The following is a 24325-nucleotide window of genomic DNA, read 5'->3' as shown; positions in this document are numbered from 1 at the left end:
TTAAATGCGATAAACAACATATTTCAGAGACCGGTTACTTCTAGCCGCTTTTTGCAAACAATAGCGCATGAAGAGCAGATTGATGATTTTATCTACGGGTAGTATCAAGTGAAGATCAGCTTGACCTTGGTGCACCTTTTGCTTGGTTGATCAGTAGACAATATCATCTAGCTTTGTCAGAGAATCCTCAAAATGACCATTCCCGCATTCTTAAAGACCCAGGAAGCGATTACCCTCGGCATTATTCTCGCCGTGATCGTGTCGCTGTTCATTGCAAAGCGCATCATATTGGTGCGTCTGAAGCAAAAAGCCCGTTCTGAGTCTAGCTCTATGGCTGGCATATACCGAATTTTGGTGTTGTCACTTGACGCCCCTCTCACCCTGTTTATCTTTCTGGTGATGGTGGTACTTGGCAAGTTTCTGCTGGAATGGTTGTCGATTATCAACGACCGCACTGAGTTGATTATCGAACATGTGGTGAAAGCAGGCGTCATTCTCACTTTTTTCCTGTTTTTTGAACGCTTTTTTACCTACTCCCTGCGCCGTTATCAGAATGAATCCACATTAGTTAAGAATACCAGCAGCATTGCCGGCGGAGCCATGCGTGCAATTCTCGCTAGCCTGGCAATCCTGGTAATACTTAGTACGATGGGCGTTTCCATAACACCCATAATTGCGTCGTTAGGTATCACCTCTCTGGCCGTTGCCCTTGCACTTCAGCCCACCCTTGAGAATTTCTTTTCAGGTATACAACTTATTATCGATAAGCCAATTCGCGTAGGTGACTTTATCGAACTGGATTCCGGCGAACAGGGGTTTGTTGAGAAAATTGGCTGGCGGTCAACGTGGGTCAGAATGCTACCGAACAATATTGTGATCATGCCCAACAGTAAGTTATCTAACTCTAAATTGATAAATTACTATTATCCCGAACGGGAACTGTCTGTGCCGGTCGAGGTAGGTGTACATTACTCGTCTGATTTAGAGTTGGTTGAAAAAGTGTGCCTGGAAGTGGCGGAATACACCTTGCACAATCATGAATACGGTGTACCTACTTACGAACCTTTCGTGCTGTTTCACACCTTCGATAATTCCAGTATTAACCTTACCGTCATGCTGAGAACGCGTGAGTATTTTAACCGCTTTTTTATAAAAAGTGCGTTTATGAAGATGTTGAAGAAACGCTTTGATGAAGAAGGCATTGTGATTCCATTCCCGATCACGGCAATTAATGTGGATCAGGAGGATGCGGCAAACATATTGGCTTCCAGTAAAGCCAAAGCCGTGGTGCGGGCGCAGAAAAATTAACTGCGCCACACACTTAAAGCCGCTCTAGCAGCTTGCAGAGCTACAAACTTGAGGCGTACGGCTTTTCTGACGCATCATCATGTAGCTTAATCCCCACATGACAAAGCCACCAGCAAAAAGCAATGCTGAGGCATAGCCGGTTTCGTTAAACGTTGCACCGGAAGCCAACAGGCTGCCTCCCACCCATGGACCAATAGCATTAGCCGTATTAAATGCGCACTGCACGAGTGCACCAATCATAGCGTGGCCGGTAGGCGACACATCGAGTAGCATCGACTGAATAACCGCAGCCAGCCCCACGGAAGCACCCAGACAAAACACACTGAGGTACAACCAATAGATATCGTGGGCGGCAAAAACGTACATAATAGAAATGCCCACACTACAAACCAACGCAATACCGGTGGTAGCAAGAGGAGATTTGTCAGCCATACGTCCACATACCCAGTTCCCAATGGTGGTACCCAAACCAAACATCATCATAGCAATGGAAATGGTGACTTCTGGCGCTTCTGTTACATTAATAATGGTGTCAGCAAGGTAAGTGTAAATACAGAACACACCACCAAAACCAACGAATATGATCCCTGAAATTGTCCACACCAGTTTATTTTTAAGTACGCCGAATTCTTCACCCAAACGTGTTGGCTGAGTAATGGGGCAACTGGGTACAACAAAGCGAATCAGGATTGCAGCGGCCAAAGCCAGTACAGCGACGATAGCCATGCACACACGCCAACTCATCGCTTGGCCAACCAACGTAGCCATAGGTACGCCTACGATGGTGGCGATAGTCAGGCCCATAAACACCATCGACATGTAGCTCGCACGCTTGCCTTTTGGTGCCATATCTGACGCAATCAATAACGCCGTACCAAAATAGGCACCGTGCGGTAAACCACTAAGCACACGATAAAACACCATTTCCGGTAACGACGTTGCAATAGCGCTCAACCCATTGGCTATGAACATCATCGACGCAAACAAGACCAGCGCTGTTCGTCGGTTCGTTTTATTGGTGAGCAACATAAATAGCGGTGCACCAATTACAACGCCAATCGCGTAACCGCTGATCACATTGCCCGCCATGGCAGGTGAAACATCGAAAGATGCTGCGATGAGTGGCAGCATCGACATTGAAGCAAATTCAGTAAGCCCAAGCGTAAACGTACCAAGCGCCATGATCACAATTGGCCAGAACGGAGACGCCGAAGTTGTCCCGTGGTGAGTTGTCATAAATACCTTCTGTCAGGAAAAATAAAAGCAATGTAACAACTGTCAGTGATCACCAAACGTTGTCCGGTGGATAAACCAACAATCATCATTTTAGAAAACAGGGTGTAAGGTTTTTTTTGCTGCGGGAATCTGAAATGCGCAATCTTAGATTGCTCAGATTTGGCCGTCGATGTTATTAGAGTTTGACCAATCCTTTGGTATAACTGAATTATAACGCACTGGTGCCGGGTTTGAACAACGCTATTTATCACACGATTAAGGTGTTTCATCAGACTAAAAACGGCTTGATCAGAGAAATAAATATGGCTGTAACAAGCGCTTAATAATATATACAAATTATTGAATTTATCAGCGGCTTCGAAATAAGGTTTAATAGCAGGGTAATACCAATTTGCTCGGCATCGGCCGAGTTGCGGTATCACTTTTTCCGACTACCAAAGTGAGAATAATAGTCATTCTCTGCTTGAGTGGTTACACTAAAAGAAAAATTAGAAAGACGTATGAGAAGAACACCAATGTACTGGCTTGTAGTATTAGGATTACTGTTGCCAGTATCTGCATTCGACAATGATGATATCGACGCTGTCATAGAAAAGGTGCGAGCACCCTCTTACGATTGCCCCAACGACAGCCTCTTTCCTGAGCTTGAAGCCACGCTGAACCAGGAGTCACTGACGACGACTCAGCGAAATGCGTTAATCAGTGCTAAAGGCCAATTTCTGATTTGTCGAGGTGACTTCGAATCCGCACTCACTCTGCTTGGAGATCTTGTGGACCAGCCAGACATCGATAAGGCTTCCTATACTTATGTGTCTGCGATAAACCAGATCGGGTTTATTTACGATGCTCAGGAAAACCCAACGCGCTGTCAATATTATCGCCAGGCTCGCTCCTTATCATCTCCAGAAAAACACAGCGATATTTATATGAGCTCATCATTGGGCATGATCAGCTATTGTTCCGAGTACGACGATGTTTCAGAGCGATTAGGGAAAATGTTCAGTATCCTTGAGCGTTTTTATGAAGACGGTTCCCCCGCTGAACTTGCCCATATACACAACTCCATCGGCTTACTTTACGGCGGACTCGGACAACACGGGTTGGCCGCAGAACAATTCCTCAAAGCCCATGACATGGGCGTTCAATTTTACGAGGGAAGTAATAAGTTAAGCATGCTGATCAGTGCCATTGTTTCTCTGCAAAGCAGTGGTCAGAACGAAGAGGCTTATCGACGTATTCAAGAATATGCGGCGTTGAATGCAACCATAAACACACCGCTCACCAACTATTTTTACTATAACTCGCTGGTGTATTATTACCGTAAAAACCGAGATTTTGAGAATCTTGAAAAAACCCTGCCTGATTTCAAAGCGGCGGTCTCCGCCGTATCCAGCTCATTCGGCACACTAATTTATAAATGGCATGAAGCCGAAATTTGCCTTCACAACGGTAACCTTGTCTGTCTTGTCGACTATGTTCAACAATTTAAAGACGAGAAAAATACAATACCACCAAGGCTCGCTACCAATCTTGACTACCTCAGCTTTAATCTGGCAATTTACCTTGCGCTGGGTGATGTTGAGAAAGCACGCGTTGCCAACGATGTATTCGCCATGGAAGCTGAGCGCAAGCGCATTAAACAACAAGATTCAGCCCGGGTGCTGAGTGCCGCAAACCTGTATAACCGTATTTATGGGTTGGAAGCAGAAGTTGAAGCTGAGCAGCAAGCGCGACAGAGAATTCTGTGGGCGCTTCTTGCTGTATTTATCATTACCGGCAGTCTCGCCACTTATTTCTTGCGTCGCAAGTTCCTTGCCGCTAAAGCCATCGATCCTGTCACGCAGCTGTTGAATTCGGAAGTCGCGATTAGTCGTATTGGTAAGCTCAGTGCACCAGACAAAGGTCGCGCAATCGGCATTGCCGTCTTTGATATCAGTAATTTCAGAGAAATAACCCGATACCTCGGCCCGAGTAAAACTAACAGCGTACTTAAAGCCATTGCTCGAACGCTACAAAACAACATTCGTGGAAGCGACATTCTGGGCCGATTTGGCACAGAGCAGTTTATTATGTGCCTGCACAATGTTGAGGAAAGTAGCGCGCGTCCCTACTTTGAACGCATGCGAACTGCCATAGCCCAGGCGTTGGAAGAAGGTGATACAGCCGGCAGTATTAAAGTAGAGTCGACGGTGAGTATCTTCATTACCAATGAAAAAATAACCGGCTTGCATGATATTCTTGATGACATGGCGACATCAATTGGCCTAAATCACCGGTCACAATAACTCTGACCGGCTGATTCCCCACAGTTAACCTTAAAGTGGGTACTTAGCCATCCAAACAAGCAAACGGCAGCGGTTTTATCACATCCATCACGCTGCCATCCTCTGTTACCTTCATAAAGTATTCCCCTAACCGATCTGTTTCACTAAGCACGGTTTGCCAGTATCTAATGCGGGTTTTGGCATCCATGGTATTGAAGTCTTTGCGATCCGGTATTTTCCCGTAAGGTAAAGACTGAACAAAATCGGCAGACGGCACTAGCATCACCACATTGTCGTAACTACTACGGTGAGGTAATCGTCGTTTCAAATTTTTATCGAACCATCCTGGTACGGGTGTATCGAAGAAATGAGGATAAAGCACCAGACCCTTGCGGGGGCCGAAGGATAAGTCAAAATGGTAGTCCACAATGCCGCCGTCTCGATACACACCTTCAGGTACGCCGACAATTTTTTCCACGCCTTCTAACACTAGTGGAATTGATCCAGACGCGAGTAAGGCATCTTTCACGTTAACAAACTGCAATTCGCTACGTTCAGTATTCAACTGATACGGATCATGAATGGTGAGTTCACTACCCGGCGCTGAAAAGACATGCCGGGTGTAAAACATATTCAGATTTTTTCGCCGTACCGCGTTAGCAGCAGCACTCATCAATAATCCGTTAAGCTGGGTATAACGGCCCCGACTGGCCATGGCTTTATGACAACGTACGGCAAAGATGTGTGCTTTGAATCGTTCATTGCTGATGATTTCGTAAGCCCCGGTTTTACCAATCACATGGTGCAGCAATTCGCGGGCTTTGGTGGTGATTTCATTGGCAGTGGGCTTTTTCGAATAAACCGTCGTGGAATAGTGTTCTGCCAGTCGATTAATGGCCGCCAGCGGATCGTTTTGCACCGCACAAGCAGCACGAAACGCCCCCGCGGAAGAACCAATGACTTGTACTTGCCCGCCACGGGTATCGAACCATTCTGGAAACAACACCCTGTCGAGGCCCGCAAGCACAAACCACTTGGGGCCACCCGAGGCGCCGAGAAAGTAATTAAACAGCAGTGGATAAAAGCCGTTTTCCTTGAGCGTTGCCAGCGCGCCTGGGCCAGCATAAATATTCAATGGCGCGGTCAACGTGATTTCCTTATTTGCGTTTTATTATTCTTTTGCTGACTTTATCAGCCATCATCAGGATTGTCATTGCCCTGGTGTTATTAACCCTCTGAATAAAGGGCAAAATAGGCACCAGATGGATCGCTCACGTACACGAATCGCGCTGTACCGTGTTCACGCACTTTAGAGAGTAGTTTACCGCCCTGCTCCACCACCTGACTCACTGAAGCATCGAAATCTCGGGTCGTAAAATACGGCAACCATCCCGTGGGAACCTCAGCGTTTGGGCCCTTTCGGTGACAAATGCCACCCATGACTTTACCGTCACTGTCTTTAACGATGAAATCATTGTATTCCCCCATAGCAAGGGCTTCTTTTTGCCACCCCAGCACGGCAACATAAAAATCGCTCACAGCAACAGCATCGTCTACGGTTAAATCACGCCAATCGGAAGTGGAATCACTCATTTTCTGCTCCAGAGATAAAATGAAGAGTCAAGACGAACAGCTTAAAGAATTTCGCTTTTTTTCACATTTTTTTTCGCGCAGAGGTAGACACCGATTGTGGAAAATGCTTGGAAATTCGCAACAGTTATCCACTGAACATGTTTTGACCACCTTTTTTTAGCGCATAAAATCATAGAGTTACAAATTCCACACACACTACTCAACAAACTTATCCACAGATAAAGTGGATAACACGTGGAAGTTATTCAACGATAGTGATTTAATGAGTTTCTCTCAAAAACTGAATTTTAAGCATGACCAAACAAACGCTTGCCGTGATTAAAAGTGAATTTACCATTCATGCCTTTGACCCTCACTCAGCTATTCCTGCATCTGTCCTGAGCAGCGATTATTATTTTATTGGCAAAACGGAAGACACGCTCTCTGTTGTGGTGCCCTCTTCGGTTAAGCTGATGTCTCTTGAATCGGATGAAGGCTGGCGCGCGCTTGAACTGCTTGGCCCGCTGGAGTTATCTATGGTGGGTATTATGGCAAATCTCGGCACCGTATTGGCCAACGCAAAAGTGAGTATGTTTATTGTGTCTACTTTCGACACGGATTTTTTTCTGGTAAAAGCAGATAAACTAAACGATGCCATTAGCGCACTTAGCGAAGACGGTTACACCATTATCGAGCAGTAACGCACTATGACTCACGGATTTTCGACTACCGCCCCCCAACAATATCAACGAGAGTTTGTTGTAAACTCTCCGGTAAATGGCAGCCGCATTGACCTGGGCGCGCTCAACCTTCCTTTGCATAAAGCTGGCATGTGGGGCGCAACAATGGCTTTCAGATATAGCGGACATACCGTATTTGCGCCTGCAGACTGCTTGATCGAATCCATACCAGAAAGCGGTTATGAACTTAAGGTTAAAACCGGCTACGGGCTGAAATTGTGGATTAACCTGCTACCACACCCGCACCACTTGATGGGAGAAAAATGCGAGCGTTTAGTGAAAAGGGGCCAGAAAGTAAAAGCAGGTACACCACTGATGCACCTTCAGCCACAATGGCTGAAACAACAAGGCTTTGAACCCACCGGAGTAATATGCGTTCGAAATGGCGATAAGTGTAAGGCGGTGGTTGCTAGCCATCTTCAGCAGTTCGTTGCCGCAGAAGACCCGTTAATCCATATTTACATTTAGTCCGTATCAATCTGATAATTTTTAATAGCACTTCATACGTTATTCACGTAAACATGCTATAAATTCCTAAATTCATATCGTTCACAAAGGCTTTAACGTGAGAAATTTCCTGTGCGAATGCGGTAACACGCTGTATTTTGCTAACTCAGAATGCCTGGTTTGTCATCGTCCCCTCGGATTTATCAGTGAGGAAATGACGCTCACGGCCTGTGACGTAAGCAACGACGGTCATTGGGTAAGTTGTCTGAATGGCAACCAATACCGTCCATGCAGCAATTACAGCCACAATAATGTATGCAACTGGCTACTTCCAGTTGAGGACCAAGAGTCGCTTTGCGAATCCTGCCGCCTGACCGAAACCATTCCCGATTTATCCAAGCCTGATAACATGTCTTTGTGGTTCAATATGGAACAGGCAAAACGCCGGCTGCTCTACACATTGCGAAAACTGAGACTGGATACCAGCCAGCAAACCACCCCGGATTCAAAGGGGATGAAATTCCGTTTTCTCGAAGATGTTACCGAAGACGAATTTGGTGAGGAGCTCACAGTAAAATCCACCGTAATCACCGGCCATTGTAACGGCATTATTACGCTGAACCTGAAAGAGGCAGAGGATGAATCCCGAATTAAGATGCGCGATGAGCTTAACGAAAGCTATCGTACGCTCATCGGGCACTTCAGACATGAATCCGGGCATTATTACTGGGATACATTAGTCCGCGGCACCCGGCACATTGACGAGTATCGTAAACTGTTCGGCGACGAACGACTCAGTTATACCGATGCTATGGATACCTATTACGCGAACGGACCCGTCCATAACTGGTATGTTAACTTTATCAGTGCATATGCCAGTATGCATCCCTGGGAGGACTGGGCGGAAAGCTGGGCACATTACCTGCACATTGTAGACACCCTTGAAACGGCCAACGACTACGGCGTGAATATTTTGCAGAACCAGTTGTGCAACCCCCTGGCAGAACGTTATCGTCGCAGTGCAGAAACAGATTTTGACAAAATTTATGAAGACTGGTGTCGCCTTACAACCGTGTTAAACGCTTTGAACCGCAGCATGGGCCAGGACGATGCCTACCCATTTGTAATAACTGAACCAGCTAAGTATAAGCTGGCATTTATTCACAACCTGCTTCATGAACAACTTTAGCTTTTTCAGGTCATATTAAAACGGCACCCTGTGGGTGCCATTTTCCAATTACGATTCTTTCTTTTTTTCCCACTCAAACCGCGGCAACCGATTAAATGCTCGCTTAAGCCCTTCGGTCCAGTGTTTCTGCAGCGACTTGTACATCGTGCTGTTCATGGTAAATGTCTGATGATATGGCTCTTCTATCTGATTCACCGTATGAATTGCCAGTTCAATAGGCGGCCCCACAGAAATATTACTGCGAATCGTGGAATCCAGTGACACCATGGCACAGCGTGCCGCATCTTCCAGCGAAGTCGCGCCGGATATAATGCGATCAAGAATGGGCTTACCGTATTTGTTCTCACCAATTTGCAGATACGGCGTGTCATCTGACGCTGAGATATAATTACCCTGGGGATAAATAAGGAAAATCTCTGGTGACTGGCCGGCGATCTGGCCGCCGATAATAAAATTAGACTCGTTGCTACTGCCCGAACGTTCCATCGCTTCGGCATGTTGTTTTTGTTCAGCCTGACTAAGCTTGCCCACGTATTCTGCCAACTCATGCAGGTGCTTTCCCGATCGCAGGTTAAATTTGGCCGCCGGGTTTTCAAGATCCCGCTTCACCGCATTGACCACCGCCTGGGATGTGGCTAGACTGCCCGACGTGAGCAGCACAATACTGCGATCGCCTTCCCAGTTGAACCGCCACATTTTGCTGTAAGTAGCAATGTAGTCCACACCCGCGTTAGTCCGTGAATCCGAAGCAAATACCAGCCCTTTATTCACTTTTATAGCAACACAATAAGTCACAACTCACCTTTCGTAACAGTAGAAACACAAGGATTTAACTCCGCTGCCAAGCATGCATCCACACGCGTCTGAACGCAATCAAAAACTATACTAAACCTTATTATTAGCGATTGATTTTTGGTCAAAAAGCGAGTTAGATAAGTATAACTGGATCATTGTAATAAAACTGAAGGAATAGCCCATGGCAATCAGATGGGGAAACTATGCTACGGGCCCATTTTATGACGAGCTAATCAAAGGCAGAAATAAGCCAAGAGAAGCAGCGGTAGATTTGTGCTCATACCTCAGGGGATTATCCGACAAAGATATCGAAGAGTACCGGGTGGCGGCCAGCACAGCCATTCACGTGATGGGTATTACATTCACCGTGTACACCGAAGAAGAAGGCTCCATCGACAGAGCCTGGCCTTTCGATATTATCCCTCGCATTATCGACAAAAAAGAATGGCAACAAATTGAGCTTGGCCTGAAACAACGGGTGAAAGCGCTCAACATGTTCATCGACGATTTGTATAACGAGCAGCGTATTTTGGGTGCTGGTATTGTGCCTGAAGACATTCTCATTAATTCCAAAAACTTTCTGCCGGAGTGTTTAGGGGTAAAACCCAAACACGGCGTATGGGCGCACATTTGTGGTTCTGATTTAGTACGCGATCAGCACGGTACGGTTTACGTGCTGGAAGACAACCTGAGGGTGCCTTCCGGTGTGTCTTACATGCTGGAAAATCGTCATGTAATGAAGCGTGTTTTTCCGGACATGTTTGAGAAATACAACATTCTGCCGGTCGATGACTACCCTTCAGAACTTTATGACATGCTTTGTCAGTTATCCCCCCGTGAAGTGGCGCAGCCTGAGATTGTGGTGCTCACACCGGGTATTTATAACTCTGCCTATTTCGAACACGCTTATCTGGCGCAACAAATGGGTGCAGAATTGGTTGTCGGCAGCGATCTCGAGGTAGATGACGATGACATTGTGTATATGCGCACTGTCGAAGGGTTATCTCGGGTGGACGTTATTTATCGTCGCATCGATGACGCCTTTCTCGACCCGGAAGTGTTTCACGAAGACTCCATGCTAGGTGTACCCGGCCTAATGCGTGCCTGGAAAGCCGGTAATGTTGGCTTGGCGAATGCCCCTGGTGCCGGCGTAGCCGACGACAAAGTGGTGTATGCCTTTGTGCCAGATATTATTCGCTTCTATCTTAATGAAGAACCGCTGTTGCAAAACGTACCTACCTACAAGTGCATCAATAAAGATGAGCGGGATTATGTCATTGAACACATTGATGAAATGGTAGTAAAGCCCGCTAATGAATCGGGTGGCTACGGCATGCTGATTGGTCCTCACGCCACTAAGGCTGAACGAGAAAAATTTGTTCGCCTCATTCGCCGCGATCCCCGTAACTATGTGGCCCAACCCATGTTGCTGCTATCCACAGCGCCCACATTGATTGGCAATAAAGCCGAAGCGCGCCACCTTGACCTACGCCCCTTTATTCTATCTGGAGAAGATATTTCTGTGACCACCGGTGGACTGACCCGGGTTGCCATGCGAAAAGGCTCTACCGTTGTGAACTCGTCTCAGGGTGGCGGCAGTAAAGACACTTGGATTGTCGACATGGAGGGCGAATAAGATGTTGTCCCGCGTAGCAAATCACATTTATTGGATGGCCCGCTATCTTGAGCGCGCCGAAAATACTGCTCGCCTCATACAGGTAAATACACACCTACTGTTAGATTTACCTCGCAGCGTGCCGCTTGGCTGGGAACCCATCGTGGATATTTTATCAATCCGCGAAAACTTCTACGCCAACTATGAATCTGCTGATGAAAAAAGCGTTATTCGTTTTATGGTGACCGACCCGAACAATCCGGGCTCTATCATCAATTCACTGGCAGCCGCTCGTGAAAATGCCCGCATTGTCCGCGAGATTATCCCTTCTGAAGCCTGGGAAGAAATAAACAATATTCACTTGCAAGCCAAAGCCGATGGCCAAAGCGTGCTTACCCGCCGTCACCGCTTTAATTGCCTGAATAAGATAATTAAAGCCAACCAGACTATTACCGGTTTGGTGGGTGGCACCATGAACCGGGATGACGCTTATGCGTTTCTGCGCTTAGGCAGACACCTGGAACGCTGCGACATGACCTCCCGTATCATTGATGTGCGCTCAGCATCCTTGCTACCTCAAATGGCTGACGAACACCCGGCTTTTGAGAATATTCAGTGGATTGGCGTGCTTAAATCACTGTCGGCCTATCAAATGTACCGCCAGGAAATGCGCTTGCGGGTAAACCGCACCGACGTGCTGGAATTTTTACTCAAGCGCCATTCCTTTCCGCGTAGTATTTGTCATTCTGTCCATCAGATTAAAAAATGTCTGGAAGAATTACCGCAGTCCGATGCCGTCTGTGACCAGTTTGAGCAGCTCTCAACTATCGTAGAAAAGCTCGATATTCATACGTTGACCCAAGAGTCTCTGCATCATGTCATTGATGAAATACAAGCGGGTTTGATGGACATTCATCTGGCAGTAAATAAGGCGTACTTTTAGAAAACTATGTAACTTGCGGCTCACCGAGCAATTCGGGAGCCGTAAAAATTTTCACCCCTCTGCTCATCTGGCCAACCATTCTACGTTGTGTAGTTGCACCGTCGCTTGCAGTTAATTAGACTGACCGCCATTCTCCCTTCGATGTTGAACTACTATGACCAAGCTATTCGGTATCAGCAATTGCGATACGATTAAAAAAGCCAAAAAGTGGCTGGAACAGAATGATATCTCCTTTACCTACCACGATTACCGTAAAGATGGCCTGGAAGCAGGCTGGCTGGCAGAAACTGAAGCCGCCCTTGGTTGGGAAAGCCTGCTAAACAAGCGAGGCACCACCTTCAGGCAGCTAACAGACGAACAGAAAAACAACCTGAATAAAGACAATGCCCTCGGGTTGATGCTGGAATACCCAGCGATGATCAAGCGTCCGGTGCTTATTCATAACGGCAATTATTATTTAGGCTTCAAGCCTGCACAATATGAGGAGATATTTGCCTGATGAGCCTGGTCATTGATGTCGCAAAAAACCTGATAAACCGTCGTTCCGTTACCCCTGAAGATGCCGGGTGTCAGGAATACATGAAAGCCTGGCTAGACGAGTCTGGCTTTAGCCATGAAGACATGGTGTTTGAAGATACCACTAACCTGTGGTCTCGCCGTGGTACAGACGGTCCGTTATTTTGCTTTGCCGGCCATACTGACGTGGTACCCAGTGGTCCGGAAGATGCCTGGCAGACTCCCCCCTTTGTTGCCACCGAGAAAGACGGTTATCTGCACGGCCGCGGCGCTGCCGATATGAAAGGCAGCCTGGCAGCCATGATGGTAGCAACACGACGCTTCGTTGCCGACTACCCCAATCATAAAGGCAGTATTGCTTATCTCATCACCAGTGATGAAGAAGGCCCATTTATTAACGGGACTACTCGAGTTATCGACACCTTGGAAGCCCGTAACGAAAAAATCACCTGGTGTATTGTGGGCGAACCGTCGTCGACTACCGAAGTGGGCGACGTGGTGAAAAACGGTCGTCGTGGTTCATTAACCGGTGATTTAACGGTAAAAGGTATTCAGGGCCACGTGGCTTATCCGCACCTTGCCAGAAACCCGGTGCATGACGCCGCCCCGGCGTTAGCAGAACTGAGCCAGTCGCATTGGGACAACGGCAATGATTTCTTTCCGCCCACCAGCTTTCAGATCTCCAACATTAATGCTGGCACCGGTGCCGGTAATGTGATCCCTGGCTCTTGCAAGGTATGCTTTAACTTCCGTTTTTCTACCGAAGTGACTGATCAGCAACTCATCGAGCGCGTGACCACCATTCTGGACAAGCACAATCTTGATTATGACATCGACTGGACTTTCAACGGTCAGCCATTTCTTACCGATTCCGGTGCGTTGGTAGAAGCCACTCAGGCGGCCATTTCGTCGGTAACCGGTCGCGAAACAGAGCTTTCCACGGCAGGTGGCACTTCGGATGGTCGTTTTATCGCTCCTACCGGTGCGCAAGTTGTTGAACTCGGACCGGTAAACGCAACAATCCATAAAATCGATGAATGCGTATCTATGAAAGATTTAGAAACGCTAACAGAGATCTATTACGCGATGATGGTGCGTTTACTAGCATGAATATAAATTCTGTGTGGCTCGGTATCGACAACCCGTATCTCACACCGGTGGATGACAAATTTGTTATTCACCAGGATGTTGCTGGGCCCTGGCTGGCGATGCAACAAGCGGCAAAAGATGACGGTATTGATTGTCAGTTAGTGAGCAGCCACCGGGATTTTTATCGTCAGTTAGCGATATGGAATCGCAAGTGGCGTGGTGAGGCCACGCTGTATGATGCCAGTGGCGTTGCTCTTGATTTTGCAGCCCTTGATGACAACCAAAAAATTGATGCCATTCTCACCTGGTCTGCCCTGCCTGGTGGCAGTCGCCATCATTGGGGTACCGATATTGATGTGTTCGACCGTAAATCGGTGCAGCACTGGGGGCAAAATTTTGAACTGGTCGATGCAGAATACCGCGAAAATGGGCCTTGCTTCACATTAGCCTGCTGGCTGGAAAAACACCTTAGTGATTTTGGTTTTCATCGCCCGTTTCTGGAAAATAAAGGCGGCGTGGCTGTTGAGCTTTGGCATCTGAGCCATACCGAAACAGCGATGCAGTTTGAACAGCAGCGCAGTGTGGAATCATTGCGTTCAGCCCTTGAAAAAGCAGACATGGAAGGCAAGGATGCGGTACTGAATCGTATTGATGAATTGTTCGAACGTTACGTGCTGAATGAGGGAATAAAATGAGTACAACCTGGCTGATTGTCATTATCGTGCTGGTGATCGGCTTCATCGCCGGCAATATCCTGCTGCTGCGCTCGTCGAAGAAGTTTAACGTACCGAAAGATTTTACACCCCGTAAATGGGATGATGAAGACGACAAGTAAAATCGTCTTCATTTCTCATATTCGCACTAGTCAGTGATACGCACGGCAGTACCGCTGATGCTCACCATCAGCATGCTGCCCTTGTCACCAATCACCTGATAATCAATATCGATGCCGACAACCGCATTTGCACCCATTTGTCTGGCTTCTTGCTCAAGCTCAGCAAACGCTAATTTCCGGGCACGTGTTAACTCGTCTTCATACGAGCCTGAACGACCGCCCACAATATCACGGATAGAAGCAAAGAGATCTTTGAAGATGTTTGCGCCCATCACCGCTTCGCCGATGACGATACCGTGGTACTGGGTAATGGTTTTGCCTTCGATACCTGGTGTTGTCGTTAAAATCATAATTTTTCCTCCATTGAAAATGCAGATTGTAATTGTTCCAGATTTGCCGCCAACGCTTCAGCGCTATACGGTACTGCCGCCTGACGCCCCCAAATAGGTGCAGGCCATGCTACATCGGTTTCAAAACGGGCCACGTGATGAATGTGCAACTGACGCACGACATTGCCCAACGCTGCCACATTGAGCTTATAAGGTGTAAATACCTTTTGCAGCACTTTACTGGTAAGGCGGGATTCCGCCACATATTGCACGGTTTGCGCATCGTCCAGTTCGTGCAACTCTGCTAAATCGTTAATTCGGGGCACCAGAATGAGCCAGGGAAACTGACTGTCATTCATCAGCAATACACGGCAAAGCGGTAGATCGGTTACAAACACCGTATCGGACTGTAAGCGCGCGTCGAGTTTAAACATTTATGTACTCCAGTGAAGCCGGTACGACCGTGAGAATAGCACGCTGTCCGATAACCACATTGGCATTAGGAAATACCACCGCTTCGCCATCTTGTTCAGCAAAATACTTAGCGCCGGTTTCTGACGCCAGTTTATCGCCTTGTTTGAAATCCATAAAATTTGGGGTATCGTCAGCAAAATACAGCTCGAAATCGTCAGCCTGCTTGTTAATCACCTGATTAACCCGATAAATCACCATGTCTGATAAGTCATCATCCAGCGATAAGTGAGGTTCGCAAACCAACGAGGTGAGTGTATTTCTCGCCTCTTCAAATCGCGCCATGTCGTTCTGACCAAAAGGCTGCACTTTCCCCAGTTCAACGGTAAAAGAATGGGCGCCATGGTTCAAAGATGAGTGATAACTGTATGTGGTGGTGGCCGACTCCGAAAGTAAAATCGTTTTCACGCCACAGGCTTTCATGAACGACAGTTGCTCGCGGCTATAGGGCTTGCCATGCAGGAAAGGATACACCGCGAATTTCTCGTTTTTTGATTCACGTATGGCGGTGTGAAGATCGTAGTGTAGTTTCTCTGCGTTATCTCCGGCATCGGCGAAAAACGCTGCCATGGTATCTTCAAGTTGCTTCGCCCGAATACGCTCATCGTTCACCCGTCCTTCCCCGGCAGAATGTGCGCCACAAAACAGCCGGTTCATATTTTCTTCGGTGAAGCGTTTTGCAATCGCCATAGCGTCCAGGTTACCAAACTGGAACAATACAGCATGAGCAGGAACAAGCGAACCCGTGAACAGGCGTTTTACCAGGTCGTCACAGATTTCAATGGGGGCCGTTTCATTGCCGTGAACGCCGGAAGAAAGCACAATATATTTACTTTTAAGATTAAGGGTTTGCGGACAAAAAGCGACGATGCCGGGTGCAATAATGTGAACATGCACACCGTTTTCGAGCTGCAACGTCTGCGGCTTCACGGCGTCAGGGGAAAAGCGGGATAAATTGAGAAAATCGCCATGGGCGAGCAAACGGCTAAGCATGAAGATCCTGAAAATGGTTTACGAGGAAACAGGATCTTATCGGGTTCGCGGTTAAAAACCAACTTTGTCGACAATTACACCAAAAGGCGGCGTAAAGGTGAGCCACCAATCATGATTTCTTTGCGCGCCAGCTCTACAAAATCGTTAAGTGGAACGGCCTTCGAAAACAAATAACCCTGCCCGGTCAAAATACCAATTTCACGCAACTCGTGAAGTTGTTCCGTGGTTTCCACACCCTCGGCAATCACCTGGCAATGCTTGGCTTTACCGATAATTTTGGCTGCTTCGATAATGGCCCGGTTAACCGGGTTCTGACTCAGTTCCATTACAAAGGATTTATCAATTTTTAGTGCATTAATCGACAATTCGCGGATGAATGCCAGGTTTGAATAGCCTTTACCAAAATCGTCTACCGCAATTGCTACACCCAATGCGCTGAGCTCATTAAGCTGCTTTTTCACCATTAACGAATTCGACAGCGCAACATCTTCGGTTAGCTCCAGTTCAAAACGAGACAAGCTTAGATTGTACTTGTCGCGCAAACGCACCAACGTAGGAATGAGCTTGCTATCATAGAGCTGAGTTGGCGAAATGTTTACCGACAACGAGATATCCACACCGTAGGCATCCAGCCGCGACATGTTTTGAAATGCCTGCTCGAAGGTCCAATAAGCCAGTTCGTTCATCATATTATACGACTCGGCCGCTTCAATAAGCGGTCCGGGAAATAACACGCCATCCAGTGGATGATTCCAGCGTAGCAGACACTCTGCTCCAACGATTTGTAATGTATTGAGATTGACTTGAGGCTGAAAATACAACTCAAGTTCATTCTGTTGCAACGCACGTTTAAGATCGGCCTTTAGCGCCAAACTACGTCCGGTTTGCGCCTTCTCTGACATCGACATCGCATGGAAATTTTCGTATTTATTTTCTTTCGCTTGTTTAAGCGCCGCTTCGCCCCGGGACACAAACGCCGTAATTTCAAAATTTTCCTGGGTGCCACTTACCACGCCCACATTGAAGTCAGCAATAAACGCGTTATTCTCGTGTTGCATGGGCGTTTTAAAATGTTCGACAAGATGCTCGTAGGCGGCGTGAAGATCTTTCTTGCGGGTTTTATTCGGCAACACAATGCCGAACACATCGCCACTGATACGCCCAAACTGTACGTTGTCATCAAACAGCAGCACAATACGGTTGGCAATTTCGAGAAGGAACTGATCGGCAACTTTGATGCCCAGACTGGTGGTGACATCGGAGAATCGCACCACATCCACCAGCATGAGTGAAAATTGCTTATGACGACCCGCACACTGTTCTATGGTGTCGATAAAAGCATATCGATTGGGGATCGTGGCCAGGCTTTTGTGTAGTCGGCTCATTGAGGGCGTTCCGAATTTCTGTGCGTTTTTATTCATTTATTATCGCAGAATGAAACCATGTGACGGAAGACTGCGCAAATATTCTTTTGTATTGCAAATCATAACATAAGCCTTCTAGTGAAATACGCTTATTCTCCGTCTTGTCGGAGTAGTTACTCCTGCTAAGTGAAAAGAATTCCCCCCTACACCACCAATTTAACGAAAAATATAAACCAAAATAACTTTTTAATGGAATTTTTATTTCATTTGCGATATTGTGTTTTTCATTAAGACTGAAATAATCAGCAGATAAGGATGAGCAATGCCTGAACTACTCTCAAAATATCGTGCACCTGAAACCGAGACCTGTACCCAGGAGATTTCTCCTGAATCTGCGGGTTGGAAGTACGTTGGCTTTGAAGTTTTCGAACTGAAAGCCGGTGAAGTACTTTCCCAGCAAACTGAAGATAAAGAAGTATGCCTGGTACTGGTGGGTGGTAAAGCCAACGTAAAATCAAAAACGCTTGATCTGAACAACATTGGCGACCGCATGAGCCCATTTGAGCGCAAAAAACCCTATGCCGTTTATCTGCCGAATGACGATGAGTTTACCTTAACCGCCAACACAGATGTTGAAGTGGCAGTATGCAAAGCGCCCGGTAAAGGTGGTGTAAAAGCACGCCTTATTACGCCGGGTGACATTGGTTCAGAATCCCGCGGGAAAGGTTTCAATAAGCGACACGTACATAACATCTTGCCAGAAACAGAGCCCGCTGACAGCCTGCTAGTGGTAGAGGTATACACCGACGAAGGCAATACCAGCTCTTATCCGTCGCATAAACACGACCAAGATAATGCCCCACACGAAACCTACCTGGAAGAAACCTATTATCACCGCATTGACCCGCCCCAGGGCTTTGTATTCCAGCGTGTTTACACTGAAGATGGTGAGATTGATGAATCGATGGCGGCTTACAATAAAGATGTCGTCATGGTGCCTAAAGGCTACCACCCTGTTGCTACATTAGCCGGTTACAACAGCTATTACCTGAACGTGATGGCGGGCCCCGACAGACGCTGGTGTTTTGTCTGGGAAGACGCGCATAACTGGGTCAATTCGCCCGCTTACGGAGAATAGACTCGGTAAGCACCTTGTCATCCGTTGCGGTTGGGTACAGACGGATGATTTTATGGCCTGCTCATTTGAGCAGGCCTTTTTTATACCCAATACCGGGGAAACATGCCCCAAGCTAGTTCCCCGAAACAGCCACCGATTGACCTGCAGAGGCAAGCTTTTGCTTTCGACCGGCCCGTAAGCTACCAATGGCATTCACAATAAGCGCAAAGAAAATCAGCCCCATACCACTTAATGCCATAACACTGAGTGATTCATGCAACCACCAGGCACTCAGAATAGCGACCCACACCGGCTCCAGAGTCATCACAATTGCTCCCTGCCCTTCTGGCGACATACTCTGCGCTTTGAGTAAGAACAGAAACCGTAAGCAGGTGGCCAGTACAATACTGAGCGCCAACCAGTGCCATACGCCATCGACGGATTGCGTGGCATCCCGCTCCCAAAACAAAAATGCGATAAAACAAACGGTTCCGGCAGCAATCAACTGAAAGCAGGTTTGCGTTACGGGTGGAATATCAGCGCAGTATTTTCCATTTACGTTAAAGTACAGCGCATACAATACGGCAGACAGTAGAAACAAAATATCGGATGGCGCCAAAGCGAATCCGTGTCGTAGCGCCAGCAGCCCCAGGCCCGGCATGGCAATGGCCACTGCCAGCCAGGTATGAGGCTGAGCGCGATAGCCAAACATCAGGCCAGTGACAGGAATAAGCAAAAAGCTCAGACTGATAAGAAATGCACCGACGCCAAGCCCTTCTGACAACATCAACGCAAAGCCCCACAACGCGGTTTGTGCGCCAAGCAGACAACCCGTTAAAAGTGCACGGGTTCGCTTTGATGGAGAGGTACTCAGTACCTGCCTGGGCTTCATACCGCCAACCATGATCCCCGAACTGACAAAGCGGATTGCCAGAAAAAACATGGGCGTCATGGCAGTGATCACAAATTTAGAAAACAACCAGCCCGATGCAGCCAATAATGTTACGACTACGAGTAATAAATGAGCATAAAGCCCTGAGCTTTGTGCGTTGTTTTGCAAATGAAACTCTCCTTAAATAAAAACCCCCGCGTAATGCGGGGGCCTGATAACGTTGCTCGGTAATCAACCGTAAAACGGTGGTCTTGGCGGCATGTTGATGGCCTCAACCTGACCGGTTTCCTGCGCTTTAACACAGGCATCACTGGCAACGGCTGCGGCAAAGCCGTCCCAGGAAGTGGGTCCGGTAAGTTCGCGAACCTTGATACCGTCGATAAAGTCTTGTAACTCAACATCGTAAGCATCTATAAAGCGTTTTTTCCAATCGGTCAGCAATGTTTGCGACAATTTCGCTTCTTTGCGGGTAGTAATAGAAACCGGCTCTGGCAAATTAGCCACGCCTTCTTCACCCACCACCGAACACTGAATATCGTAGCCATACTTACAGTTTACGAACACTTCAACGTCGATACGCACACCTTTTGCTGTTTCCAGCAAGACAATTTGTGGATCAGCCAGTTTACTGTGGCTGTACTTGGTCGTGCGCGGGAAGATCACCTGGGCAGAAACATAGTCGTCATCCAGTAACCAGCGCAAGACATCCAGTTCGTGTACCAGTGTGTCCTGAATGGCCATGGGAGTGATATAGGCTTCAGGCACCTCGGGGTTACGGTGCGCGCAGTGTACCATTAGCGGCTCACCGAGCTCGCCATCGTCGATAGCTTGCTTCAACAAGCGGTAGCCTGCATCGTAAGGACGCATAAAGCCAACCTGTACCAAACGTTTTCCGTGGGCGATTTCAGCATCGACAATTTTACGGCAGCCTTCCGCCGTTGTTGCCAGCGGCTTTTCACAGAAGACATACTTGCCCGCTTCAATGGCCGCAAGGACATACTCTTCGTGAGTCGGGCCCCAGCTGGTTACCAGCACCGCATCCACGTCACCAGCGGCAATCAGTTCATGACCGTCACCATAGATTTCTGCATTCAAGCCAAGATTTGCTTTTACTTTCTCAGCGTTTTCACGATTCACATCGGTAAGTGCAACCACTTCTGCACCTACCAGCACTTTTGATAAACGGCGTGCGTGATCAGCACCAATTGCACCCGTTCCGATAACACCAACTCTGACTTTCATCTTATTCTCCAACACAATTAGCGCCAGTATTTGTCGACGTAACGCTGAATTTCTTCACGCATGAATTTTGAAGACGCTTCTGCGCTTTCTTCCCATGCAAATACACAACTTGAGAGCACGCCATCGAAGCCGACTTCGTGCAACGTTTTAAAGAACACATCCCAGTCGATCTCACCTTCGCCCATATTCAGGTGCTGGTGAACCCGCGCATTCGAGCCCGGCGGGTTTACGATGTAGCGCAGTTGCGACGAGGCTTTGTGGTTAAATGTGTCAGCCACCCGCGCATGCACTAGTTCGCCCTTTGTCGCACGGATAGACTCAACTAGATCATCTCCGTAATAATAAGAGTGAGGAGCGATGTACGATGCTTTAATGGCTTTCGAATTGATCGTTTTAATGATTTCCATTGCCGGATGGATTTCTTCCACCCAATCTTCAGGATGCGGCTCGATGCTTAGCGTAAGCCCTTCTCTTTCAAGAATAGGCACCAGCACATCCATAGAGCGCCAAAACGCGTTCTCGCAAGCTTCAGGAGAGTGAATTCCTTGCTGACAGGCATTCGAGCGTTCCGGTGAACCACCGCGTCCAAACTCGGAAATAAGCAACGGAGAGTCCATTTCTACTGCAAGCTCGATACAACGCTTCCAGTTGTCCATGGCCATTTCCCATTCGTCTTTGTACGGGCTGGACCAGCGATACATAGGCTGAATGGTCGCTAGCTGACAATCTGCCTTTTGCATTGCTTGTTTAAACGCTTTGATCCGTGAAGGGAATACCCGGGGGCGTGTCCACCACTTTACAAAATCGTCACGGGGGGACAATTCAATGTAGTCATAACCCAGTTGCTTCACGAATGAGGGCAGTTCCTCCAGGGGAACGTGACGACTCATATACGGGTCGAGGGCGATTTTCATATTTTTTCTCCTCTTTGATTCTGCCGGCAAGCCAGCCCTTATTGGGCCAACGCAGCCTTCATGTAATCCATGCTTTTACGGATTTCAGGTACCTGATTCTCCAGCTCCCAAAGCCCGGCAAAGAAAGGTTCGAATGAGATATATCCTTCGTAACCACCGTCAAATAAGGCTTTAACCTGCGCCACACTGTCGAGGCGATCACCTTCCATCACGAACTCACGATGGCCATCCAGCATGTCGGTAAAGGTAATCTCGCTATCTATCACAGATGAAACATGAACCAGACCGGTCTTTTTCGGATACAGATCAGGATCGCTGGACCCCACATGGTGGAAGGTGTCATGCACCAGACCAAACGTGGCTTCACCGTTAACATCGGCAATGGCGTCTACCGCTTCTTTTTTGAAGCGTAATGTAGAGATAGGGAAACCCAGTGCTTCTACGTAACCTTGTAAACCATGTTTACCTAAGATCCCTTTCAGATCGGTAAGTGCCGTGCGCAAATCCGCGGCCCGCTGTTCATCAGAGCGATTATCGTCGCCGTCTACTAACGGACAGCAAACAAGACCTTTGGCTCCCGCCGCCGCCGCTGTGGCTGCCATTTGCTCTGCCTGAGCCTTACGTTCTTCATTCCACACATTAAATGGGTATAACGCATTAATGCTTAGCACCGTGATACCTGCAGCATCCGCCGCTTCTTTAACGGCTTTTGCCGTTTCTACATCAGTAACGCTGTTTTCTTTTACGTCGTTACGTAACTCAACGGCAGCCATGCCCAGTTCTTTCGCTGCACTGATCAGTTCCAGCGGGCTCAGTGTCGGGCACGCCATGTGATTCAGAGCAAATGAAACGGATTGATTTGACATAAAATGTATCCTGAAAAAATACCCCGATGACCACCATCGGGGTGTTCGGTTTTAGTCCATGGTTGGCATAACAAACTCGGAGCCGCCTTCGCGGATACCGGTTGGCCAGCGAGTTGTCACGGTTTTCAGTTTGGTGTAGAAACGTACGCCTTCTGCGCCGTGCATATGATGATCGCCAAACAGCGATGCTTTCCATCCACCAAAGCTGTGGAATGCCATTGGTACAGGAATAGGTACATTCACCCCTACCATGCCTACCTGAATCACGTTGGTGAAGGTGCGGGCTGCATCACCGTCACGGGTGAAGATAGCGGTACCATTACCAAATTCGTGGTCGTTGATCATTTGTACGGCTTCGTCAAAGCTCTTTGCACGCACCATGGCCAGCACCGGGCCAAAGATTTCTTCTTTGTAAATGGTCATGTCGGTAGTGACGTTATCGAATAATGTGCCGCCGATGAAGAAACCGTTTTCGTAGCCTTCGCGAGTCATGGCGAATTCACGGCCATCAACCACCAAATCTGCACCTTCTTCAGCACCTTTGGCGATGTAGCCAGAGACCTTATCCAAATGCGCCTTGGTTACCAGTGGACCCATGTCTGCATCGGCGTCAGTTCCGGGAGCAACTTTAAGCTTCGCCAGCTCCTCAACCAGACGGGTTTTAAGTTTCTCTGCAATTTCATCGCCTACAGGGACTACCACGGAAATCGCCATACAGCGCTCACCCGCAGAACCGTACGCCGCGCCCATTAGCGCAGAAACCGTTTTTTCCACGTCAGCGTCTGGCATCACCACCATGTGGTTTTTCGCACCACCCAGAGCCTGAACTCGCTTGCCAAAGGATGCGCCGCGCTCGTAGATATACTTCGCAATCGGCGTTGAACCTACGAAGCTTAATGCGGGAATATCCTGGTGCTCGATGAGCGCATCAACCACGTGCTTGCCACCGTGTACAATATTGAAAACACCTGGCGGGAACCCGGCCTGATTTATCAGATCTGCATAGAACAAGGTTGCAGACGGGTCACGCTCTGATGGCTTCAGAATAAATGTATTACCGCAAGCCAGCGCCACTGGGAACATCCACATGGGTACCATGGCCGGGAAGTTAAACGGTGTAATCCCCGCCACTACACCCAGGGGCTGACGCAGCGCATGGCTGTCGATAGATGTACCAACATTCTCAGTCATGTCTGTTTTAAGCAGGTTTGGACCACCGCAGGCGAATTCGACCACTTCAAGACCACGGATAACTTCGCCTTTAGCGTCGGATTCAACTTTACCGTGCTCGCGGGAAATGATGGCCGCAAGTTCATCCAGGTTGTCTTCAAGCAACTGACGGAATTTGTTCATGATGCGCGAGCGCTTTAACGGTGACGTGTTGGCCCAGGCGGGAAACGCCGCCTTTGCCGCCGCTACAGCCGCTTCAATGTCAGCTTCGGTGGACTGCACCACCTCAGCAATCACCTCGCCGGTTGCCGGATTAAATACCGGGCTGAATTCTTTACTTTCGCTTTCAACGATTTTACCGTTGATAAAATTATGAATTTTGTTCACTTTACACTCCGTTTTATCGGTTTCGCGGCAA

At 47.9% G+C, this 24325-nt stretch carries 25 protein-coding genes; 12 read left to right on the top strand and 13 right to left on the bottom strand.

Going from position 1 to position 24325, the window contains the following annotated elements; translation table 11 throughout:
- Positions 1 to 192: 192 nt before the first annotated feature.
- Entirely contained in the window at positions 193 to 1308 is a 1116-nt protein-coding gene (locus tag BFC18_RS02325; protein ID WP_070123582.1) for a mechanosensitive ion channel family protein, read from the top strand.
- Between the two features lie 24 nt (positions 1309 to 1332).
- Here the strand turns inward: BFC18_RS02325 and BFC18_RS02320 are convergent, their stop codons facing one another.
- Positions 1333 to 2544: an MFS transporter gene (locus BFC18_RS02320; protein ID WP_070123581.1), complete on the bottom strand. Its 1212-nt coding sequence runs from the start codon at positions 2542 to 2544 to the stop codon at positions 1333 to 1335.
- A gap of 515 nt (positions 2545 to 3059) precedes the next feature.
- Here BFC18_RS02320 and BFC18_RS02315 point away from each other — a divergent pair.
- Entirely contained in the window at positions 3060 to 4829 is a 1770-nt protein-coding gene (locus tag BFC18_RS02315; RefSeq protein ID WP_070123580.1) for a GGDEF domain-containing protein, read from the top strand.
- 43 nt (positions 4830 to 4872) lie between these two features.
- Here the strand turns inward: BFC18_RS02315 and BFC18_RS02310 are convergent, their stop codons facing one another.
- Complete coding sequence (locus BFC18_RS02310; protein WP_070123579.1) at positions 4873 to 5955, bottom strand: patatin-like phospholipase family protein; 1083 nt, start codon at positions 5953 to 5955, stop codon at positions 4873 to 4875.
- 80 nt (positions 5956 to 6035) lie between these two features.
- Positions 6036 to 6401, bottom strand: a complete 366-nt coding sequence (locus BFC18_RS02305; RefSeq protein ID WP_070123578.1) for a VOC family protein — start codon at positions 6399 to 6401, stop codon at positions 6036 to 6038.
- A 293-nt stretch (positions 6402 to 6694) separates the two neighbouring features.
- On the opposite strand from BFC18_RS02305, the gene BFC18_RS02300 reads away from it, so the two are divergent.
- From BFC18_RS02300 to BFC18_RS02290, 3 genes are all read left to right on the top strand, one after another.
- Positions 6695 to 7081, top strand: coding sequence for an ACT domain-containing protein (locus BFC18_RS02300; protein WP_070123577.1), 387 nt, complete (start codon positions 6695 to 6697; stop codon positions 7079 to 7081).
- A 6-nt stretch (positions 7082 to 7087) separates the two neighbouring features.
- Positions 7088 to 7588 carry a PTS glucose transporter subunit IIA gene (locus tag BFC18_RS02295; RefSeq protein WP_070123576.1) on the top strand — a complete coding sequence of 167 codons (501 nt, stop codon included), beginning with the start codon at positions 7088 to 7090 and terminating at the stop codon, positions 7586 to 7588.
- Positions 7589 to 7685: 97 nt separating this feature from the next.
- Positions 7686 to 8756: a zinc-binding metallopeptidase family protein gene (locus BFC18_RS02290; protein ID WP_070123575.1), complete on the top strand. Its 1071-nt coding sequence runs from the start codon at positions 7686 to 7688 to the stop codon at positions 8754 to 8756.
- Positions 8757 to 8804: 48 nt separating this feature from the next.
- On the opposite strand, the gene BFC18_RS02285 is transcribed toward BFC18_RS02290, so the two are convergent.
- Complete coding sequence (locus BFC18_RS02285; protein WP_070123574.1) at positions 8805 to 9551, bottom strand: proteasome-type protease; 747 nt, start codon at positions 9549 to 9551, stop codon at positions 8805 to 8807.
- Between the two features lie 181 nt (positions 9552 to 9732).
- Here BFC18_RS02285 and BFC18_RS02280 point away from each other — a divergent pair, with 181 nt between their 5' ends.
- From BFC18_RS02280 to BFC18_RS21350, 6 genes are all read left to right on the top strand, one after another.
- Positions 9733 to 11187, top strand: coding sequence for a circularly permuted type 2 ATP-grasp protein (locus BFC18_RS02280; protein WP_070123573.1), 1455 nt, complete (start codon positions 9733 to 9735; stop codon positions 11185 to 11187).
- A 1-nt stretch (position 11188) separates the two neighbouring features.
- Positions 11189 to 12109 carry an alpha-E domain-containing protein gene (locus BFC18_RS02275; protein WP_070123572.1) on the top strand — a complete coding sequence of 307 codons (921 nt, stop codon included), beginning with the start codon at positions 11189 to 11191 and terminating at the stop codon, positions 12107 to 12109.
- 154 nt (positions 12110 to 12263) lie between these two features.
- Entirely contained in the window at positions 12264 to 12608 is a 345-nt protein-coding gene (locus BFC18_RS02270; protein ID WP_070123571.1) for an ArsC family reductase, read from the top strand.
- Entirely contained in the window at positions 12608 to 13735 is a 1128-nt protein-coding gene (gene dapE / locus BFC18_RS02265) for a succinyl-diaminopimelate desuccinylase (protein ID WP_070123570.1), read from the top strand. Before BFC18_RS02270 ends, dapE begins: the two co-directional genes overlap by 1 nt.
- A complete protein-coding gene (locus tag BFC18_RS02260; protein ID WP_070123569.1) occupies positions 13732 to 14409 on the top strand; it encodes a M15 family metallopeptidase in 678 nt (225 codons plus the stop codon). Before dapE ends, BFC18_RS02260 begins: the two co-directional genes overlap by 4 nt.
- Positions 14406 to 14549, top strand: a complete 144-nt coding sequence (locus tag BFC18_RS21350) for a DUF2897 family protein (protein WP_083272876.1) — start codon at positions 14406 to 14408, stop codon at positions 14547 to 14549. The genes BFC18_RS02260 and BFC18_RS21350 overlap by 4 nt, the downstream gene beginning before the upstream one ends.
- A 26-nt stretch (positions 14550 to 14575) precedes the next feature.
- On the opposite strand, the gene BFC18_RS02255 is transcribed toward BFC18_RS21350, so the two are convergent.
- From BFC18_RS02255 to BFC18_RS02240, 4 genes are all read right to left on the bottom strand, one after another.
- Complete coding sequence (locus BFC18_RS02255) at positions 14576 to 14899, bottom strand: heavy metal-binding domain-containing protein (protein WP_070123568.1); 324 nt, start codon at positions 14897 to 14899, stop codon at positions 14576 to 14578.
- Positions 14896 to 15312, bottom strand: a complete 417-nt coding sequence (locus tag BFC18_RS02250; RefSeq protein WP_070123567.1) for an HIT domain-containing protein — start codon at positions 15310 to 15312, stop codon at positions 14896 to 14898. The genes BFC18_RS02255 and BFC18_RS02250 overlap by 4 nt, the downstream gene beginning before the upstream one ends.
- Positions 15305 to 16342, bottom strand: coding sequence for a succinylglutamate desuccinylase (gene astE / locus BFC18_RS02245; protein WP_070123566.1), 1038 nt, complete (start codon positions 16340 to 16342; stop codon positions 15305 to 15307). The genes BFC18_RS02250 and astE overlap by 8 nt, the downstream gene beginning before the upstream one ends.
- A gap of 74 nt (positions 16343 to 16416) precedes the next feature.
- On the bottom strand, positions 16417 to 17727 hold the full coding sequence (locus tag BFC18_RS02240; protein ID WP_070123632.1) for a putative bifunctional diguanylate cyclase/phosphodiesterase: 1311 nt from the start codon (positions 17725 to 17727) through the stop codon (positions 16417 to 16419).
- Between the two features lie 301 nt (positions 17728 to 18028).
- On the opposite strand from BFC18_RS02240, the gene iolB reads away from it, so the two are divergent.
- On the top strand, positions 18029 to 18844 hold the full coding sequence (gene iolB / locus BFC18_RS02235; RefSeq protein ID WP_070123565.1) for a 5-deoxy-glucuronate isomerase: 816 nt from the start codon (positions 18029 to 18031) through the stop codon (positions 18842 to 18844).
- 112 nt (positions 18845 to 18956) lie between these two features.
- Here the strand turns inward: iolB and BFC18_RS02230 are convergent, their stop codons facing one another.
- The 5 genes from BFC18_RS02230 to BFC18_RS02210 form a co-directional block, all read right to left on the bottom strand.
- On the bottom strand, positions 18957 to 19883 hold the full coding sequence (locus BFC18_RS02230; RefSeq protein ID WP_070123564.1) for a DMT family transporter: 927 nt from the start codon (positions 19881 to 19883) through the stop codon (positions 18957 to 18959).
- A 63-nt stretch (positions 19884 to 19946) separates the two neighbouring features.
- Entirely contained in the window at positions 19947 to 20957 is a 1011-nt protein-coding gene (iolG, locus tag BFC18_RS02225) for a bifunctional inositol 2-dehydrogenase/D-chiro-inositol 1-dehydrogenase (protein ID WP_070123631.1), read from the bottom strand.
- 17 nt (positions 20958 to 20974) lie between these two features.
- Positions 20975 to 21871, bottom strand: a complete 897-nt coding sequence (locus tag BFC18_RS02220; protein WP_070123563.1) for a sugar phosphate isomerase/epimerase family protein — start codon at positions 21869 to 21871, stop codon at positions 20975 to 20977.
- 38 nt (positions 21872 to 21909) lie between these two features.
- Positions 21910 to 22737: a TIM barrel protein gene (locus tag BFC18_RS02215; protein ID WP_070123562.1), complete on the bottom strand. Its 828-nt coding sequence runs from the start codon at positions 22735 to 22737 to the stop codon at positions 21910 to 21912.
- A gap of 51 nt (positions 22738 to 22788) precedes the next feature.
- On the bottom strand, positions 22789 to 24294 hold the full coding sequence (locus tag BFC18_RS02210; protein ID WP_070123561.1) for a CoA-acylating methylmalonate-semialdehyde dehydrogenase: 1506 nt from the start codon (positions 24292 to 24294) through the stop codon (positions 22789 to 22791).
- Between the last annotated feature and the right edge of the window lie 31 nt (positions 24295 to 24325).

Origin of the sequence: Alteromonas confluentis (assembly GCF_001757105.1) — a bacterium.
Taxonomy (GTDB): Bacteria; Pseudomonadota; Gammaproteobacteria; order Enterobacterales; family Alteromonadaceae; genus Alteromonas; species Alteromonas confluentis.
This window is presented reverse-complemented; position numbering and strand designations above follow the sequence as displayed.